Origin of the sequence: Arthrobacter sp. MA-N2 (genome assembly GCF_000517125.1) — a bacterium.
GTDB classification, from domain to species: domain Bacteria; phylum Actinomycetota; class Actinomycetes; order Actinomycetales; family Micrococcaceae; genus Arthrobacter; species Arthrobacter methylotrophus.
The window spans coordinates 138,298-154,996 of sequence record NZ_KI912156.1 but is presented as its reverse complement, the minus strand read 5'-3'; the positions used below and the strand labels follow the sequence as shown (position 1 = coordinate 154,996).

Annotated in this window: 16 protein-coding genes and 2 pseudogenes; 10 read left to right on the top strand and 8 right to left on the bottom strand. The window is 64.8% G+C overall.

Annotation, left to right across the window (positions count from 1 at the left end):
- Positions 1–11 precede the first annotated feature (11 nt).
- Positions 12–869 (top strand): endonuclease domain-containing protein, encoded by an 858-nt coding sequence (locus tag A3M3_RS25945; protein WP_035743364.1) that lies wholly within the window; start codon positions 12–14, stop codon positions 867–869.
- A 102-nt stretch (positions 870–971) separates the two neighbouring features.
- Here A3M3_RS25945 and A3M3_RS0118910 read toward each other — a convergent pair whose 3' ends face one another.
- The 3 genes and pseudogenes from A3M3_RS0118910 to A3M3_RS0118905 all read right to left on the bottom strand — a co-directional run bounded on the left by A3M3_RS0118910 (position 972) and on the right by A3M3_RS0118905 (position 2,959).
- Positions 972–1,964, bottom strand: coding sequence for a hypothetical protein (locus tag A3M3_RS0118910; protein ID WP_197023352.1), 993 nt, complete (start codon positions 1,962–1,964; stop codon positions 972–974).
- Positions 1,965–2,089: 125 nt separating this feature from the next.
- A pseudogene (locus tag A3M3_RS29405) lies at positions 2,090–2,352 on the bottom strand (helicase HerA-like domain-containing protein); the annotation flags it as partial.
- Positions 2,353–2,398: 46 nt separating this feature from the next.
- Positions 2,399–2,959: a dihydrofolate reductase family protein gene (locus A3M3_RS0118905; RefSeq protein WP_028267652.1), complete on the bottom strand. Its 561-nt coding sequence runs from the start codon at positions 2,957–2,959 to the stop codon at positions 2,399–2,401.
- Between the two features lie 85 nt (positions 2,960–3,044).
- On the opposite strand from A3M3_RS0118905, the gene A3M3_RS0118900 reads away from it, so the two are divergent.
- Positions 3,045–3,623 (top strand): DinB family protein, encoded by a 579-nt coding sequence (locus A3M3_RS0118900; RefSeq protein WP_028267651.1) that lies wholly within the window; start codon positions 3,045–3,047, stop codon positions 3,621–3,623.
- A 5-nt stretch (positions 3,624–3,628) separates the two neighbouring features.
- On the opposite strand, the gene A3M3_RS25940 is transcribed toward A3M3_RS0118900, so the two are convergent.
- Both A3M3_RS25940 and A3M3_RS25935 read right to left on the bottom strand, forming a co-directional pair.
- Positions 3,629–4,156 carry a GNAT family N-acetyltransferase gene (locus A3M3_RS25940; protein WP_051423392.1) on the bottom strand — a complete coding sequence of 176 codons (528 nt, stop codon included), beginning with the start codon at positions 4,154–4,156 and terminating at the stop codon, positions 3,629–3,631.
- Positions 4,153–6,102: an FAD/NAD(P)-binding protein gene (locus A3M3_RS25935; protein WP_051423391.1), complete on the bottom strand. Its 1,950-nt coding sequence runs from the start codon at positions 6,100–6,102 to the stop codon at positions 4,153–4,155. Before A3M3_RS25935 ends, A3M3_RS25940 begins: the two co-directional genes overlap by 4 nt.
- 266 nt (positions 6,103–6,368) lie before the next feature.
- On the opposite strand from A3M3_RS25935, the gene A3M3_RS0118885 reads away from it, so the two are divergent.
- The 6 genes and pseudogenes from A3M3_RS0118885 to A3M3_RS0118860 all read left to right on the top strand — a co-directional run bounded on the left by A3M3_RS0118885 (position 6,369) and on the right by A3M3_RS0118860 (position 12,053).
- Complete coding sequence (locus A3M3_RS0118885) at positions 6,369–7,433, top strand: amino acid ABC transporter permease (RefSeq protein WP_197023333.1); 1,065 nt, start codon at positions 6,369–6,371, stop codon at positions 7,431–7,433.
- On the top strand, positions 7,430–8,221 hold the full coding sequence (locus A3M3_RS0118880) for an amino acid ABC transporter ATP-binding protein (protein WP_028267649.1): 792 nt from the start codon (positions 7,430–7,432) through the stop codon (positions 8,219–8,221). The genes A3M3_RS0118885 and A3M3_RS0118880 overlap by 4 nt, the downstream gene beginning before the upstream one ends.
- Before the next feature lie 12 nt (positions 8,222–8,233).
- On the top strand, positions 8,234–9,220 hold the full coding sequence (locus A3M3_RS0118875; protein ID WP_028267648.1) for a transporter substrate-binding domain-containing protein: 987 nt from the start codon (positions 8,234–8,236) through the stop codon (positions 9,218–9,220).
- A gap of 65 nt (positions 9,221–9,285) precedes the next feature.
- Positions 9,286–9,495: pseudogene (locus A3M3_RS0118870) on the top strand (DUF1684 domain-containing protein); the annotation flags it as partial.
- On the top strand, positions 9,492–10,640 hold the full coding sequence (locus A3M3_RS0118865; RefSeq protein WP_028267646.1) for an LLM class flavin-dependent oxidoreductase: 1,149 nt from the start codon (positions 9,492–9,494) through the stop codon (positions 10,638–10,640). The pseudogene A3M3_RS0118870 and the gene A3M3_RS0118865, both read left to right, overlap by 4 nt.
- Before the next feature lie 9 nt (positions 10,641–10,649).
- Positions 10,650–12,053, top strand: a complete 1,404-nt coding sequence (locus A3M3_RS0118860) for an NtaA/DmoA family FMN-dependent monooxygenase (RefSeq protein WP_028267645.1) — start codon at positions 10,650–10,652, stop codon at positions 12,051–12,053.
- Here A3M3_RS0118860 and A3M3_RS0118855 read toward each other — a convergent pair.
- Positions 12,037–12,675 carry a hypothetical protein gene (locus A3M3_RS0118855; protein ID WP_028267644.1) on the bottom strand — a complete coding sequence of 213 codons (639 nt, stop codon included), beginning with the start codon at positions 12,673–12,675 and terminating at the stop codon, positions 12,037–12,039. The two genes, A3M3_RS0118860 and A3M3_RS0118855, sit on opposite strands and share 17 nt — an antisense overlap.
- 22 nt (positions 12,676–12,697) lie before the next feature.
- A complete protein-coding gene (locus A3M3_RS25930) occupies positions 12,698–13,978 on the bottom strand; it encodes an MFS transporter (RefSeq protein WP_035743360.1) in 1,281 nt (426 codons plus the stop codon).
- Between the two features lie 81 nt (positions 13,979–14,059).
- Between A3M3_RS25930 and A3M3_RS0118845 the strand changes: the two genes are divergently transcribed.
- Positions 14,060–14,953: a LysR family transcriptional regulator gene (locus A3M3_RS0118845; RefSeq protein ID WP_028267643.1), complete on the top strand. Its 894-nt coding sequence runs from the start codon at positions 14,060–14,062 to the stop codon at positions 14,951–14,953.
- Positions 14,954–15,102: 149 nt separating this feature from the next.
- Positions 15,103–15,627: an NADPH-dependent F420 reductase gene (locus A3M3_RS0118840; RefSeq protein ID WP_028267642.1), complete on the top strand. Its 525-nt coding sequence runs from the start codon at positions 15,103–15,105 to the stop codon at positions 15,625–15,627.
- A gap of 68 nt (positions 15,628–15,695) precedes the next feature.
- On the opposite strand, the gene A3M3_RS0118835 is transcribed toward A3M3_RS0118840, so the two are convergent.
- A complete protein-coding gene (locus A3M3_RS0118835) occupies positions 15,696–16,655 on the bottom strand; it encodes a D-2-hydroxyacid dehydrogenase family protein (protein ID WP_028267641.1) in 960 nt (319 codons plus the stop codon).
- Between the last annotated feature and the right edge of the window lie 44 nt (positions 16,656–16,699).

Genomic DNA, 16,699 nt, shown 5'->3' with positions numbered 1-16,699 from the left:
ATCATGGCTTCATGGACGTTGAACAGGCACTGAACCGGTGTGGCGGCGTCGCGCGAAGGCCGGTGCTGGCGCGGTTTGGAATTAGCGACGCGCAGCTCAGGAAAGCGGTGCGCGGCGGGGTGCGACAACCCGCGCGCGGCATCTATGCGCTCGCCTCCGCACCAGATGCCGATGTGGAACTGGTTCGAAACCGCCAATTACGGACCTGCGTCAGCGCGGCGCCATTTCATGGACTGTGGGCGATTGACCATTCGGGTCCCCCGCACGTGCATCAGCTCCGCAGCTATGGGCGCAACGACGTCGTGCATCACGGCGGTTTGCTGTTACCGTCGCATCCGCACAGGCCTGTGGTCTCCTTGGCCGACGTCCTCATTCACGCCCTCCGATGCCTGCCGTGGCAGGAATCCCTCGTCATGGTGGAGTGCGCCGTGGGTAGGGGCGACATGACGGTCCCCTTTCTGCTTGAGCGGTTGCCTGGAAAGCGCAACGGTAAGGCGCGCGAAGTCCTTCAGTGGATTGATCGTGGGGCCGATTCGCTCCTGGAGACGTTGGCGCGGACGCATTTCCGCAGGGCCGGCATCGATGTCCAGCCGCAGTTCTACGTCGACGGCGTGGGGTACATGGACCTGTTACTGGACGGTTGGCTGCTCGTGGAACTCGACGGTCGCCATCACGCTGAATGGAAGCAAGTGAAGAAGGACCACCGCCGCAACAACTTGTCCGTTATTCAGGGGTACACGGTACTTCGTTACTACTATTCGGATGTGGTGCACGACTCCGAGGCCATGGTTGCGGAGGTGCTTGCCCTTCTGGGGCGGGGAAAGTCGGCGGCCCGAGCGTCGGCTGTGTCACGCTTAGCAACTTTTTAGCGCCCAGCGTCGGGGACAACGCCGGAAACTCAGGGATTCGGGAGTCGGTCACGGCCAAAAACCTGCGCTTTGTGACGCTGGGGCCGCTGACAAAGGCGCCGCCTAGAAGCTCACCAGGGGGGTGACGGTAATGGTGTCCGCACCGATGTCCAGCCGCGTCGTGAAGCTGAAGTCGTGGACGGCGTTAAGGTCCCCCACCATTCCGCTGAAGAGGTCCACTTCGCGGGCGGTAACCCGGGCCTTGCCGTTGAGGGGTGCCACGACCCATTGGCCACCAAAGGGATCGATGCTGACCTTGGGATACTCGGTGATTTCCCATTTGATGGTGCCATCCACCACACGGCTGTTGGTCACATGGTAGAACGGGCAATCGGGCTGGAGCTTCTGTTGCTTGGTGGCTTCGGCGGCGCAGTTGTCCAGGAATTCCTTGACCTTGTCGCTGACCGCCGTGATCATGGCCTCGGTGGGTTTCGTCACGAGATTGAGCGGTGATTGGGGCAAAGTGCCGCTAGTTACCGCGGTGTTGGTGGACGGTGCCGAGAAGTATTTGCCGGTAAGGTTCGCTTCGTATTGGCCGGGGTAGAACACGGCAAAGCTGTTGCGGCCATCGGGTAGGTTCACGGGGACGCCGTTCAGGGTCGCCTCAGTGGAGTTGACCACGGTCACCTCGATTGTCGGCAAGGCCGCCGGGACGAAGGACCACTTGCCGAAGAACAGCCATTCAGTGCCCGTGCGCTCAAGCAAGAAATCCGAGTGCAAAGCCTTGCCGTCAATCTGGTAATCCATGGGGACCGTCACCCGGTTGGCTCCACGGGATTCGGGGTTACCGATCTTGATATCGGTAATTTTCGACGCGGCCGTTTGCAGCGCTGTGCCGTCCAGCATGGCGGCGTTGGCGTTGGGCACGGAGGCGTGAAGAAGCCCGAGGGCTTCCCCGCCATGCCCCTTCTGAAGGGCGTCAAGGTAATCGCGAACCTGCTGCTGCGGACTGGCTATCGAATTGCTCACCAGGTTGACGGCAACGATCGCAGCGGCCACAGCAAGCATCAGGCCGAGCAGCCACCCGGCCGCGGCCTTGACCAACGCTTGACTCAACTGCACGCCCTTTACGTTACCTGCCGGTTCCGCAATACCTGAGCATGCTTCCCCTTACGTGACGAATGAACATGCTTCGGGAAGGCCCGACGGCGGCCGGCAGCCGCCGTTCAATCCGCGCGGACGCCCTTGATGTCCGCGAGGAATACGGGACTCCGGCTGTGAACAGTTGTTCCGCCATCATGTGCAGGGTGACGGTCTTGCCGTGCCCGTGGCGCCAGCCACCAAGCCATGCCGGTTCATCATGGAAAGTGGCAACCGGGCTTGCGCTTCCTTGTGGACTTCGCCGTCGATGATGGCGGCAACTAGCTCGATAGTGGCGCCTTGAGGGTGTATCCCTGCTGGATCGTCGCGAGCTTTTAGCCGTGGATTTGTTGGCGGTGCGCATAGCCTGAGCGCGCAGGCCCGCAGAACGACCGGATTAGTTGGAGGTTCTACCCATCCCCTTTGGCGTACCTAAGGTAAACGACGCCGTTGCCGAAGCGGTGCTCGTCCAGCAATCCAAGCGTTATCCGTACGTCGTCCGGGAGGAACTGTTTGCCGCCCCCGACGACGATTGGCGTGAGGAAGAGGCGGAACTCGTCCACCAAGCCAGCTTTGATGGCTTGGGCTGCGAGCGTTGTGCCACCAATGGACATGTCCCGCGGTGCGGTCTCTTTCAGCGCCCGGATGGCTCCGGCGTCGAACTCCCGCTCAATGCGCGTCCTGGCCGTGGACGAACTTTCCAGGCTCGTGGAGTACACAATTTTGTCGGCGGCACGCCAGATCTCGGCGTAGTCCTGGATGACGGGTGGCTCCTGGGAGAGGGACATGTCCTCCCAGACCGCCATGACCTCGTACATCCTCCGGCCGAGGAGGTACGTGCCGACGGGCCGTTCGAGGTCATTGACGAAGCTGTGCACTTCTTCGTCCGGCATACTCCAGTCGAACTTGCCGGCGGCGTCCGCGGTATAGCCGTCCAGAGACATGATTCCTGTGTAAATCAGTTTGGCCATGCACCGACGCTACACAGTCGCGATCATCCCGAGAAGGGTGCCCGAATCCGACGCAGCCGGAACCGCCAACGGTATAGTGCCCGGCATGAATGACAAAGCGATTTTGCTCAAATACCTGCGTGCGCGCCGAGGCGAGCTCCTCGGCAAGCTCGACGGACTCGACGAGTACGACCTCCGCCGGCCCATGACCCCTACCGGGACCAACCTGCTGGGGCTTGTGAAGCATGTGGCCAGCGTGGAGCTTGGGTACTTCGGGGAGGTCTTTGGCCGGCCTAGCGGCAGGGACTTGCCTTGGTTTGCCGACGATGCCGAGGCCGACGCCGATCTGTGGGTTCCGTCCGAAGAGAGCAGGGAGGAGATCATCGAACTGCACCACTTCTCGGCCGAGCACAGCGATGCAACTATCGAGTTCCTGCCCCTGGACGCTCCTGGGGAGGTGCCGTGGTGGGCGGAAGAACGCCGCCACGTGACCCTTCATCAGATCCTGGTGCATATGTGCGTCGAGACGGCTCAGCATCTGGGGCATGCCGACATCCTCAGGGAACTCATTGATGGCTCCGCCGGGAAAGGCCCTGGAGACCCGAATTTGTCACAGCGCAGCACCGAAGAATGGGGTGATCACCGGGCCAGGATTGAAGCCGCGGCTCGCCAGGCAGACGGGTAGGAATCTCACGCCCGGATGGAACCCAGGTCCTTCGAAAACGCCAAGTGCTTGATTTCTTCCGGATCCGCATCGAGGTCGAACAAAGGGGTGTAGCCGGTAGCCAGATAGAGGTTCTTGGCTTCGGGCTGCCGCGGACCCGTGGTCAGGTAGATCTGCCGGTAGCCGCGCCGGGCGGCCTCGGCTTCCAGCTCCGCGAGAACCACCCGGGCCAACCCTCGACGCCGGTGTGCCGAGTGGGTCCAGATCCGCTTGAGTTCCGCCGTGCTGGAGTCGTAGCGGCGGAATGCCCCGCCCGCGACGGTTTCGCCGTCTTCCTGGAGGATGAGCAGGGCGCCGTGGGGTGCGGCAAACTCGCCGGCCGGGTACCTGTTGAGCTCCTCGGCCGCGCCACCGCTGCCAAACAAGTCCCCGTAGCGCGTGGTGTATTCGACGGCGAGTTCCTCCAGGAGGGGTTTTACGCGCGGATCGTGCATGGGCAGACTCAGGACACCCCACCCAACTGGGTCGCATTTGTTGTCGTTATGAGGCGTCATAGCGACAACAAATGCGAGCTAGTTGGGTGGCCGGTGCGAGGGTGAGGGGCGGCGAGTTCGGTGAGGAGGCGACGGGCCAAGGCGTCGTTCTCGCGGAAGGGTGCAGCGTTGGTGCCGGGCCGAGCGAACGCACCCGCGCCCCAACCCGAGGTCCAGGGTCCGACGGCGAAGAGGCCCACCTGCCGTCCGCCGTCGGGAGCCAACACCTCGTGCGAACTCGAGACCAACAGCTTACCCGTGGAGTGGGGACCGTCCGAGGTGAGGAGCAACTGTTCGGTTCCCCAACCGGCGTCGTGCAGGTCCGCCAGCGCAGGGTTCGCTGAGCGCGCCACCGACGGCGACGGCAAGCGGGCTTCGATGTATGCCGGTGCGTCCACCACCACGGGTGATTGGAAGGACCCGGCCACGAATCGGCCGCTGGCCTCGTCCGGGCGCACCCACATCCCCGGCCCAAGGAACTGCAGCAATCCGGCTCGGTGCAGGGCGAGGATTTCATGGAGGCGGTGCGGTGGCGGCCCGGAATCCACGAAGCTGAAGAAGCCGTGCCACCATCCGTGCACCGCCTGCTGGGAGCGCGAGTTGAGCCGCTCCTGGGGGACCAGCCGGCCTAGCTCCATGTAGACGCGGAGGAGGGCTGAGAACAGGGCCAAGGTCTCCGAATGGTCGGGACTGGTGCGGAGGTTGAGGTCGCGTTCGATGTAGCTCACCACGGACCTCTGAACGGCAGCGTGGTCCGCGAAGGCACAGCCGCTGAAGGGTTGGTCCAGCGCTTCCAGGTCCAGCCGGAGCGCCGGGTCCGGGATCGCCGCAGCAACGAGGTCTTCGCGTTCGCGGCTATACCAATCCAGAGCATCGAAGCGCGCCGAAAACTCGTCCCAGCCGCCGCGGCCCCGTTCCGGATAGCCGGTGAAGAGCTCGCGGTAATAGGCGTAGCCGGCGTCCTTGGCGATGAGGGGCCAGAGCTGGGCGCGGAAATCCAGTTCTTCGTGGGCCTCAAGCAGCGATTCGACGGCGGCCGCGGTGAAGTACCGCAGTGCGCCGACGGGCTCCCCGCGCAGGGTGGAAGAGATCTTGGAGTGGTAGGGCACTCCGCGCCGCGAGCCTGCCCAGAGCCGCGGTTCGGCGCCGGACGGCACATAGTCCAGGCCGCCGTCGGGCCTGTCTTCGAAACGGCCGCCGCGGCCCTCGAACAAGAGCACCAGCAGGTCGACAAACGCCAGCCCCATGCCTGAGACCAGGACGTCCTGGCCGGGGGCGATCGCTGAATAGTCGACGTCGGCGGTATACGACGGCGCCGCGTAGAACCCTCCGTGGCGGGCGGCGAAGTCCGCGAGGCGTGCCGATTCCGGCTCGATTTGGGAATCCGTGTGGCCCAGTGAATACACGACGAGGTCGGCCTCGAGCACGGTACCCGAGGAGAGCCGCACGCTGTACCGCGCACCGCCGTCGGGCAGAAGTGAATGCTCGACGGCGGTGGCCGTGTCCCGGTGAACCGTCACCTCGGCGTCCGGTCCGAGGCCCGCAACGGCGTGACGGAAGAACCATTCGAGGTACTTGCTCTGAAGCTGGCGGCTGGGAAATGAGGCTGGAGTCAACGTCCGAAGCTGCTCAAGGATATGTGGCTCCAATGGCGGAACGTCGCGGATGGACCCGTCGAGCACTCCGGCAGCCCAGGCGGCCAGTCCCGGACCCTCGACGGAGGGACCGTCGCAGGCCACGGAGCCGTCAGTGAACATCGTGACGTCCGCAGCGGTGGAGTTGAGCAGAAGCCCCGGGCTCTGGTCATAGCGCCAGATCCTCCCGGAACCGGGTTCATGCGGCTCCACGATGTGGATGGCCAGGGGGCCGTCGAAGAGTCCGGGTTTGTTGGCCGTGAGCCGTTCGAGGATGCCGGCTGAGCGCGGACCACCGCCGATGAAGGTGATGGTGGGGACAGAGGACGGCATGGCAACTCCTGTTTGCGGTGGCTGGTGGTACCCGAGCCTAGGGAGGTGGTGGGGCTTCGGTCGAGGCCGGGGTAACGGCCGTTCACCACACGTCACGGAGCGTCAAAAGGAGCAAAGAACTGACTCATGTGGCGCCGTGTGAAGCCGTGCGAAGCGCCATGAATCCCTGTGAAGAAGTGCAAAAATCCGCCTTGCAGCCGCTTCCAGGACGCCCCTAGATTGGCTGCCATCCGATAGCCAACAACCGATACGAAGCGAGGTGGCGCATGAGTTCAGCAGCAACCACGGTGGCGCAGTCCGCACAGCAATCTGCACCGGAACCGGCGCCCGGCGCCCTTTTGGAACACAGCGCCGTCACGGAAAGCCCGGCGCCCGCCGCTTCCCAGGGTGACACCGCCCGGCCCGCAGCCGATTACTCCCGCTACAAAGTGGTCCCGGCCCGGCGTCCTTGGCGCTGGGTAGGCACGGTGCTGGTGGCGCTCGGCGTCGTCGCCGTCGCCTGGTCACTCGCGACGAATCCGCGGTGGGAGTGGGGCGTCGTGGCGCAATGGTTCACCGCGCAATCCGTGGTGAACGGCCTCGTGGAGACCCTCAAGCTCACGGTCATCTCCGGGGCGCTCGGCTTTGTCCTCGGTTTCATCTTGGCGCTCATGAGGCTTTCCGCGTCCCCGCTGCTGGTCTCCGTGTCATGGACATTCTCCTGGATCTTCCGCTCCACGCCGTTGCTGGTCCAGATGCTGCTTTGGTACAACCTGGGGTACCTCTACGAGAAGGTCAGCCTAGGTATCCCCTTCACGGATATCCGCTTCTTCGAGGTCCAGACCACCACCCTCATCAGCCAATTCGCGGCTGCAGTCCTGGGCCTGACCCTCAACCAAGCGGCGTACTCTGCCGAGATCATCCGCGGCGGCATCCTCTCGGTGGATCAAGGCCAGCTTGAAGCAGCCGCGGCCCTTGGCATTCCGGCCTGGCGGCGGTCCACCAGGATCGTCCTGCCGCAGGCCATGCGGGCCATTCTGCCTACCGCTTTCAACGAGATCATCGGCTTGGTCAAGGGAACGTCGATCGTCTACGTCCTGGCCTACTCCGAGCTCTTCTACACCGTGCAGGTCATCTACAACCGCACACAGCAGGTCCTTCCGCTGCTCCTTGTGGCGACGCTCTGGTACGTGGCCATTACCTCGGTACTGAGTGTCTTCCAGTACTACATTGAGCGCCACTACTCGAAGGGCGCCGTCCGCAACCTGCCCCTGACTCCGCTGCAGAAGGCAAGGAAGTTCTTTGCCACCCACGCGCCGGTGAACCTTGACCGAACGAAGGAACCCCGATGACCACCACAAGCCGCGGCCACGTGGACATCACCAACGTGCGCAAGTCCTTTGGGGGAACTGACGTCCTCAAGGGCGTGAGCCTCACGGTTCCGCCAGGAGGAGTCGCAGTGATCGTGGGGCCTTCCGGCTCCGGGAAATCCACGCTCCTGCGTACCATCAACCATTTGGAAAAGGTGGACGGCGGGTACATCACCATCGACGGCCAGTTGGTGGGCTACCAGGTCCGCGGGAACAAGCTGCACGAACTGCGCGGGAAGGACATCCTCAAGCAGCGCACGGACATCGGCATGGTGTTCCAGAACTTCAACCTGTTCCCGCACCTCACCGCACTGGAAAACGTGACTGAAGCGCCCGTCGTCGCGCTCCACCGGAATAAGACCGAGGCCCGCAAGCATGCGCTGAAACTTTTGGACCGCGTAGGCCTCAAGGACCGGGCCGACGCCTACCCAAGGCAATTGTCCGGCGGCCAGCAACAGCGTGTTGCCATTGCCCGGGCACTGGCCCTCGGTCCCAAGATCCTGCTCTTCGACGAGCCCACCTCGGCACTGGACCCGGAGCTCGTCAACGAAGTCCTGGACGTCATCCGCGAACTCGCCACCTCCGGCACCACCTTGATCATCGTCACGCACGAAATGGGCTTTGCCCGCGATGTGGCGGACACCGTGTTCTTCATGGACGAGGGCCAGATCGTGGAGCAGGGCAGTCCCCAGGAGATCTTCGCTAATCCCCGGGAGGCCCGGACGCGCAGCTTCTTCTCCAAAGTCATCGAACCAGCTTTCAACATCTGAGGACACGTCACTATGCCACGCATCAAAACCAAACTCCTGGCGCTCGCGGTGCTGCCCGCCGTCGTCCTTCCGGTGCTCGCCGCTTGCTCCGACCCCGGCGCTTCGGCAGCCGGTGCCAGCCCGTCCACAAGCGCCGCGCGCAACGGCGTCGCCTACAACACCTCGCCGGAGCAGCACCGAATCCGCGCGGAAAAGGATCCCGGCGCGGCAGCCGAGGTGCCGGCCGCGATCGGCAAGGACGGCAAACTGACCGTCGGCACCACGGCCGCAGCCATTCCACTGTCCTTCTATGCCACGGACAACAAGACGCCCATCGGCGTCGAAGTGGACATTGCCCAGCTCGCCGCGGACAAGCTGGGGCTCGCACTGGACGTGCAGGTCACCTCGTGGGAGAACTGGCCGCTCAAGACCCAGTCCGGGGATTTTGAAGCCGTGTTCTCGAACGTGGGCATCAACAAGGATCGGGTGAAACTATTCGACTTCTCCACCTACCGCGCGGCATACATGGGCTTTGAAGCCAAGAAGTCCTCCACCTACAACATCAAGGCTGCGGACGATATCTCCGGTCTGAAGGTCTCGGTGGGCTCGGGCACCAACCAGGAAAAGATCCTCCTGGCATGGAACAAGGACCTCGAATCCCGCGGCAAGGCACCGGCAATCCTGCAGTACTACTCTTCCGACGCCGACACCATCCTGGCGCTCTCGTCCGGCCGGACGGACCTGAACCTTGCGCCCTATCCCTCTGTGTCCTACCGGGAGAACACCCGGAACGACCTGAAAGTGGTGGGGAAGGTCAACGCAGGCTGGCCTTCCGAGACCCTTGTCGCGGCCACCACCCTCAAAGGCAACGGCCTGGCTCCGGCCATCACGGATGCCCTGAATTCCGCCATCAAGGACGGATCCTACGGCAAGGTCCTGGACCGGTGGGGCCTGTCCGAGGAAGCCGTGCCGGAGTCAAAGACCGTTACTGAGGCGACGTTCGGGGCTACGGCGAAATGAAATTTCAGGTCCTCGACATCATCCCGCACCTGAAGAACCCCGTCACCAGCCGCATCCGGCTCCAGAGCGGCGTCACCACCTACGCCGCCAATCGCTCACTTACGGTGACCCCGGGTGGCGACGGCTCCGTGGTGCTCGACTTCAACCGCGCCGTCAACCTCCCCTGCGCCTACACAGACCTTGCGAGCTGCCCGCTCCGACCCGCGGAAAACAGGCTGACCGCGGCCATCGAAGCCGGCGAACAGATCCCCTACGAAAGGCAGGAGCAGCAGTGAGCGGCACCCCTGGCGCGAACCGGCAAGGCTTCCTGGCCCTTGAACTCGACGGCGACGGCTCCCATCCCGCGGCATGGCGCAAGGCGCGGCATGCGCCGGATGAGCTGCTGAATGGTTCGCGAATCCGGAGCACGGTGCTGGCCGCGGAATCGGCCGGCTTCCACGTTGCGACGTTCGCCGATGGGCCTATGGGCGCGGGGTCCGATGTTGTGGGCCGCGTGAATGCCCTGCAGCGGGCCGCCTTCGCCGGGCCGGTGACGGGTTCCATCGTGCTGGTGCCGGAGGTGGATACCGTCTATACCGAACCGTTCCACATCTCAACGCAACTGGCGAGCCTGGACTATGTCTCGGGAGGGCGGGCCGGTTGGCTCGTCGCGGCGAGCGGTTCCGCAGAGGAGGCCGCCGCCGTCGGGCGCTCTTTTCTGGAGGGCAACGCCTTGGCGCAAGAAGCTGCGGCGTCGGTGGAAGTGAGCCGGCGGCTTTGGGATTCCTGGGAGGACGACGCCGTGATCCGCGATGCCGCCACCGGACGGTACCTTGACGTCGACAAACTGCACTACGTCGACTTCGAGACGCCAGCTGATTTCGTCGGAGCCGGATATTCCGTTAAGGGGCCATCCATCATTCCGCGTCCACTGCAGGGGCAGCTTCCCGTGGTGGCGCAGGCTTCCTTGCTTCCTTCGTCCGTCGACGCGGTGCTGGTGTCCGCTCCGACCGCTTCGCTGCTCATCGAGGAGCTTGCGGAGGTGCGCGCCCGCCGGACCGTTGTTGGGGGCGGCCCGGCGGTCGTGGCAGAGCTCGACGTCGTCCTCGACTCGCGCGGGCAAAGGGCCTCCACGCGGCTTGCCGAACTGGAGGCGCATACCCCCTGGGCGAGTTCCCGCGCGCGTTTCGTCGGCACTGCCGCGGAGCTGGTGGACTTCCTCGCTGACGTGCTTGCCGTGGCCGACGGGGTGCGGTTGCATCCGGCCGTGCTGGATGTGGAACTCGAGGAGTTGGCGCAACTGGTTCTGCCCGAACTGCGGCGCCGTGGAGCCCTGAAGCCGGTTGCCCAAGGTGGCACGTTCAGGGAGTTGCTGGGTCTTGGGAAGCCGACGAGCCGGTATGCGTCGCCGGCCGCTGCCGTCGCTGGCACGGGAAACTGAGGAGAGAAGATGACACAGCACAACCGTGCTAAATTCCGGCCGAGCGGGAAGATCCAGTTCGGGATCTTTTTCCAAGGCGTCAACTCCGGCACCATCTGGAAGGCACCCGAATCCGGATCGCAGACCGACTTCGAGTCGTTCAGGAGGATCGCCCAGACCGCCGAACGCGGGTTGTTCGCGGCATTCTTCCTAGGGGAGGGCCTGCGATTGCGGGAGCACCTTGGCCGCCCGCATGCCCTGGATGTCGCGGGCAGGCCGGACGCGCAGACCATGCTGGCGGCGCTCGCGTCGGTGACGTCCAACATCGGGCTCGTCGCAACGCAAAACACCACCTACAACGATCCCGCCGACCTCGCGCACCGGCTCGCCTCACTCGACGTGCTCTCCGGCGGGCGAGCGGCCTGGAACGTCGTGACCACGGACAACGCCTGGACCGGGGCCAACTTCCGGCGGGGCGGCTACCTGGACCACGCCGATCGCTATCTCCATGCCGAGGCGTTTGTGGAGACGGCTAAGGGGATCTGGGATTCGTGGGAGGACGGAGCGGTTTCCTCGTCCGTTTCAGCGGATTCCTGGGCGGTGCCATCGCACGCGCGGAGCGTGCACCACTCCGGACAGCACTATTCCGTGGACGTGACGCCGCGGTTGCCGCGCAGTGCCCAATACAGGCCCGTGCTGTTCCAAGCCGGCGATTCCCCGGAAGGCCGCGACTTCGCTGCCCGCCAGGCGGACGTCATTTTCTCGGCGCACCCGAAGTTCGACGACGCCGTGGAGTTCCGCGCCGATATCGTCTCGCGCTCGCTGGCAGCCGGGCGCGCCGCAAACGACGTACAGATCATGCCCGCGAGCGAGTTCATCCTCGCGGCAAGCGACGAGGAAGCCCGCGAGAAGAAGGAATGGGTCCGTAGCTTGCAAATCGGGCCGCAGCAGGCGGTGGCATACCTGGAGCAGTTCTGGGGCCGGGAGTTATCCGCCTATGATCCCGACGGCCCGCTCCCGGAGATCGATCCGGTGGTGGAGGAGACCTCCGAGACGAGGGGGAGCGGCTTCCACGGCGCCAAGGCCCGGCAGCTCGCCGAGCAATGGCGTGCCGAGGCCAAGGAGAAGGGCCTGTCCATCAGGCAATTCGTGAGCTCGCGCACCGCAAGGGTGGACTCGACGTTCACCGGTTCGTACACAGCCGTGGCCGACACCTTGGCCGAATACGCCCGCGTGGGCGCCGTGGACGGCTTCAACATCTCGCCCTGGCTCATCCCCACGGGCCTGGATGACATCGTGAACCATCTGGTGCCCGAGCTGCAGGAACGCGGCGTGTATCCCACGGAATATGTAGGCTCGACCCTCCGGGAAAACCTCGGGCTCGCAACGCCGGTGCGTGCAGAGCGGAACTTCAGGCTCACTCGCTCGCACTGAGGCTGACGATTTGGGCCGCCACTGTCCATCCCGAGGCGGTGTAGTCTGCCACCTGGTGTGGGCGGAGGACTGTATAGAGGGTCTTTGCGCCGTGCACGTAGGCCTCGTCCGTCAGTGCCGCCAGGACTGCCGCTTCAAGGCCTTTCTCGGATTCCGGTGCGTGCGTCCGGACGCTGCCGATAACGGCCAGGCCGTCCTCGATCCTGATGCGGCCGCTGGCGACGGGGTGGTCGAATACCGATATTTCCACGAGGTCGTACAGTTCCAGCGGAGCCTGGGCAAGCTCGGCGTTCTCGGGTAATTCCGGCACGGCGTTCAGCTCCTCCATGGGGGCGGTGAGCAGCACGGCTTGTCCCACGGTGGCCAGCCCGCGGGCGGCGGCGTAGTCCAGTGCGTCCCCTGACTCCGCGGTGACCAGGGTGAGTACCGCCCCGGTCTGCTGGCGGACTGTTTCAGCGGTGCGGTCGGCGTCGGATCCGGGCCAGGCGACGATGTACTCCGGAGGGGCATCTGCCGCGGCCGCTGCGGTGACAACGACGGCGCCTTCCGGAGTTGACGTTTGCCCGCGGACGGCGGCCCAGCCGGCGGCCCAGAGGGGAAAGGTGTCCTGCCAGTCAGCCATGATGCGTGCTCCTTTGGATCGGTTACTTCGAGGATACGGGTGAACCGGCGGGCACTGGGCGGTCCCGGCCGTAAGCGCGGGCCAGAGTCACGGCCGTGATCACGATCAGCGCCAGCATGACCGCACCGAACATCACAACGGCCGGAACCAGAGGAGTGGTCTGAAGCATCAGGCCCAACAACACAACCGGCACTGCCATGCCGAGGTACCCGACGAGGAACAGCCCGGCCAGTGCCTCGCCGCGGGTCTCCGGGGCCGAGATGGCGATGACGGTGCCAATCGCGGACTTGAAGGTCACGCCGACCCCGGCGCCTGCGACGAGCCCGCCGGTGATTAGCAACGGCAACGACGACGCGGCGATCGACACGGTCACCAGGCTAAGGCCTGTGGCCAACAGGATCAGGCCGATGACGAACTGCGCGGTGCGCCCCCAGCGGGAGGAGAGAACCTGGAATGCTGCCGAGGAGGCAAAGACGACGAAGGCGACGGCGCCGGCGAGCACATGGGAGGTCATGCCGAGCTGCCGGGCGACAAAGGAGGGCGCCAGGGAAGTGAAGAAGCCGAACATGGCGAACCCGACGAACGCCATCATGGCCGCGGCCACGTACTGTCCGCGCGCGGCGCGGGGGACCACGACCCGCTGCGGCCGGTAGACCCAGGTTTCGTCGACGTTGTTGACGGTTTCCGGGACGGTCACGATCAGCAGCAGCCCTGCGAGCAGCAGGAACGCGAAGACCACGTATGGGGTGTACAGCGGCATCGGCACATACTCGGCGAGGAAGCCCGTGATGAGCGGACCCAGGCCCAGTCCGCCGATGTTGGCCGCGGTGGAAATGACCTCTGCGCGCCGGGACCCGGTGCCTGGGCGGGCCTCACGGTGGAGTTCGGTCATGTGGGCGGTAGCGGTGGCGGTGAGCATGCCGATGCCCAGGCCGGAGATGAAGCGGGCGAGCAGCAGGCCCGGAAGCTCGGGCCAAACCAGGAAGATCAGCGCCGCGACGACGTTGAGCAGCACGGCCGGCGCGATCACCCTGCGGCGGCCGAACCTGTCGGAGATATGCCCGGCCAGGAAAAGGCTGGCCACTACGCCGGCAGCATAGGCGGCAAAAATGATCGTGATCATGAAGGCGCTGAACCCGCCCCGTTGCTGGTAAAGCACGTAGAGCGGGGCCGGCGCGGCCGCGAACGCCATCGTGATCATGAAGACGAACGTGACAATCCAGAACCCGCGCCGGTGCCGGCGTCGGTTCGCCCGGTGCGGTGCGTCGGTCCGGAAGGATGGGGAACTCAGAGTGTGGGTCATTCCTTCAGTATTGGTCGCGCAGGTAATCGTGTCTAACGCTTATTTACGCTTGTATCCATCGTCATTCGCGATACTGGATTGATGCAGCTTTCCCAGATTGAATATTTCATCGCAGTGGCGGAGTCGACGAGCTTCACCCAGGGCGCGCGGCGGGTCAATATCGTCCAGTCCGCCGTCTCGGCGGCGATCCGCCAGCTCGAACACGAGCTGGGTTCCGACTTGTTCATCCGCCAGGGCCGGTCGATCCGCCTCACGCCTGCGGGGGAGGCGATGCTCCCGCGCGCCCGCACGATCCTTGCCGACGTACAGGCCGCGCGGGACGCCGTCGACGCCGTTCGCGGAACGGTCCGCGGGACAGTGGCCCTGGGCACGCTGGCTCATGCCGGTTCCGTCGATGTGATGCAGATTCTGCGGACCGTCCGGCGGGACTATCCCGGCATCGTCATCAAGCTGCGCCAGACCGTCCAGGGAACGCGCACCAGCCTGGCGGACGTCCGCTCCGGCGCCCTGGACCTGGCCTTGGTGTCCGTGCCCGAAGAGGCTGCGCCCGGCCTCGAGTTGCACCCACTGCACGCTGAGGGAATCGTCTTCGCCTGTTCCGACTCCCACCCCTTGGCCGACCGGAAACGCGTGAGCCTTTCGGAGATCGCGGACGAGCCTTTCGTCGATTTCCCCGAAGGCTGGGGAAACCGCACCACAGTGGACGCCGCCTTCGCCGCGGCCGGGCTGCACCGCACGGTCCATACCGAAGTGGTGTCCTTCACCATGGCCACCGAACTGGTCCGGGAGGGCCTTGGCGTCGCCTTCCTGCCCGAGTCTGCGTTGCAGCACGGCCAGGAGGCGGGCATCCGGGCGATCCATACCCCTCTCGTGTGGCGCATCCAACTGGCGCGTTCCGCCAACAGGCAGACCACCGCCGCAGAGCAGGTCCTCATCGACCAATTCCGGGGAGGCGGCGACAGCATTCCCGCTTAGCTCACAGCGGGAAGGGGTGTCCCGGGGTCCGTCAGAGTGGTTGACTTTCAATCAGCCAAGAGTAAAGTCGGAAAAGTATTTAGTTGAATCTTCAACTATATACTTTGATGTGGGAACCCATCTGATCTATTTCCTTGAGGGAGAACACCATGACTGACATCACCATCATCGGTTCGGGCAACATGGGCCGCGGCATCGGTACCCGCGCCGTCGCAGCAGGCCGTTCCGTCCAGGTACTCGATAAGAGCGCCGAGGAGGCGCAGAAGCTGGCCGCAGAGTTGGGATCCGGGGCCACAGGCGCGGCCTCCACTGAGGCTCCCGCCGGCCGCATCGTTGTGCTCGCGCTACCGTTCGATGCCGCCAAAGAAGTTGTCAGCGGCTACGGCGATGCCCTCGACGGCCGTATCATCATCGACATCAGCAACCCGGTCAACTACGAGACCTTCGACTCCCTCGTGGTGGGCCCTGGCACTTCAGCCGCGGAGGAAATCGCCAAACTTGCCCGCAATGAGGTCGCCGACTTCGTCACTGCAGCTGGACTCCGCCCGCTCCAGGTCGGCGGCCTGCACCATGCCCGTGAATTGGAAGGTTTCCAGCTGCTCCTGATGGCATTGCAAGCCAACCCGGCCTACGAGAGCTTCAATTGGGGAACGGCACTGAAGATCCTGGGCTAAAACGACGGCCCTCTAAAGTTCGGCGCCCAATACAACCTCCCTGAGTCCGGCGGGGAGCAACGGACGCCCTAAACGGTGAGCACGCGCACCGGATTTCCCCGCACCCACGCGCGGACGTCCTCGAAAGCCTCGCCATAGAAGCGGGCATAGCTTTGCGCAGTGACGTAACCCAGGTGCGGTGTCAGCACGGTTCGCGGCGCCGTGAGCAGAGGGTGGTCCGCCGGGAGGGGCTCGACGCCGTACACGTCCAGGGCTGCGCCGCCGAGCCACCCCTCGTTGAGGCCGCGGAGGAGCGCAGCCTCGTCCACGACCGGCCCGCGGGCTGTGTTTACCAGGACGCCTTTGGGGCCGAGGAGCCGCAGTTCGTCCTCCCCGACGAGCCCCCGGGACCGTTCCGATAACCGCACGTGGACACTAACGACGTCGGCCTCCCGGAAGAGTGCCTCTTTGCTCACCTTCCTGGCGCCGGCCCCGGCGGCAGTCTCTTCAGTGAGATGGGGACTCCAAGCAATGACCTCCATGCCGAAGGCCTTGGCGTAACCGGCGATTTTGCTCCCGATGTTGCCCAGTCCCAGTACTCCAAGGGTCTTGCCTGACAGTTCGAAACCCACCGTGCTCTGCCAATGTCCGGCGCGCAGCCGACGGTCCTCGAACGGCACCTTGCGGGCGAAAGCCAGGAGCAGGGCCCACGTCAACTCGGGCGCAGCTGCGGGTGAGCCGCCCGTTCCACAGACGGTGATGCCCTGCTCCTCGGCTGCGCGCAGGTCGATGGCTGCGTTGGCCATTCCGGTGGTGACGAGGAGCTTCAGCTTCGGCAGTTGCCGGAGGCGCCCGGCGTCGAATGCGGTGCGCTCCCGCATGGCCATGATGATGTCGAAGTCGCGGAGGGCGTCCACGGCTTCCTGCTCGCCGGCAAAAGGCTCCGTGAAAACCGTGACGTCCACGCCGTCGTCGGCGAGCTCGGCCCACGGCGCATAGTCGTAGGCGACCGCTTGGTAGTCATCAAGGATGGCAAGGTGCTGGACCATGGAATTCCCTTTCGCTTCTCCGGATCGCGGTGGCCCCGGATATG

Bases quoted from the DNA above. Each gene is read 5' to 3' on its own strand.
- A3M3_RS25945 (WP_035743364.1), top strand. From the start codon at position 12: ATGGACGTTGAACAGGCACTGAACCGGTGTGGCGGCGTCGCGCGAAGG.
- A3M3_RS0118905 (WP_028267652.1), bottom strand. From the start codon at position 2,959: ATGGCCAAACTGATTTACACAGGAATCATGTCTCTGGACGGCTATACC.
- A3M3_RS0118900 (WP_028267651.1), top strand. From the start codon at position 3,045: ATGAATGACAAAGCGATTTTGCTCAAATACCTGCGTGCGCGCCGAGGC.
- A3M3_RS25940 (WP_051423392.1), bottom strand. From the start codon at position 4,156: ATGACGCCTCATAACGACAACAAATGCGACCCAGTTGGGTGGGGTGTC.
- A3M3_RS25935 (WP_051423391.1), bottom strand. From the start codon at position 6,102: ATGCCGTCCTCTGTCCCCACCATCACCTTCATCGGCGGTGGTCCGCGC.
- A3M3_RS0118885 (WP_197023333.1), top strand. From the start codon at position 6,369: ATGAGTTCAGCAGCAACCACGGTGGCGCAGTCCGCACAGCAATCTGCA.
- A3M3_RS0118880 (WP_028267649.1), top strand. From the start codon at position 7,430: ATGACCACCACAAGCCGCGGCCACGTGGACATCACCAACGTGCGCAAG.
- A3M3_RS0118875 (WP_028267648.1), top strand. From the start codon at position 8,234: ATGCCACGCATCAAAACCAAACTCCTGGCGCTCGCGGTGCTGCCCGCC.
- A3M3_RS0118860 (WP_028267645.1), top strand. From the start codon at position 10,650: ATGACACAGCACAACCGTGCTAAATTCCGGCCGAGCGGGAAGATCCAG.
- A3M3_RS0118855 (WP_028267644.1), bottom strand. From the start codon at position 12,675: ATGGCTGACTGGCAGGACACCTTTCCCCTCTGGGCCGCCGGCTGGGCC.
- A3M3_RS25930 (WP_035743360.1), bottom strand. From the start codon at position 13,978: ATGACCCACACTCTGAGTTCCCCATCCTTCCGGACCGACGCACCGCAC.
- A3M3_RS0118845 (WP_028267643.1), top strand. From the start codon at position 14,060: ATGCAGCTTTCCCAGATTGAATATTTCATCGCAGTGGCGGAGTCGACG.
- A3M3_RS0118840 (WP_028267642.1), top strand. From the start codon at position 15,103: ATGACTGACATCACCATCATCGGTTCGGGCAACATGGGCCGCGGCATC.
- A3M3_RS0118835 (WP_028267641.1), bottom strand. From the start codon at position 16,655: ATGGTCCAGCACCTTGCCATCCTTGATGACTACCAAGCGGTCGCCTAC.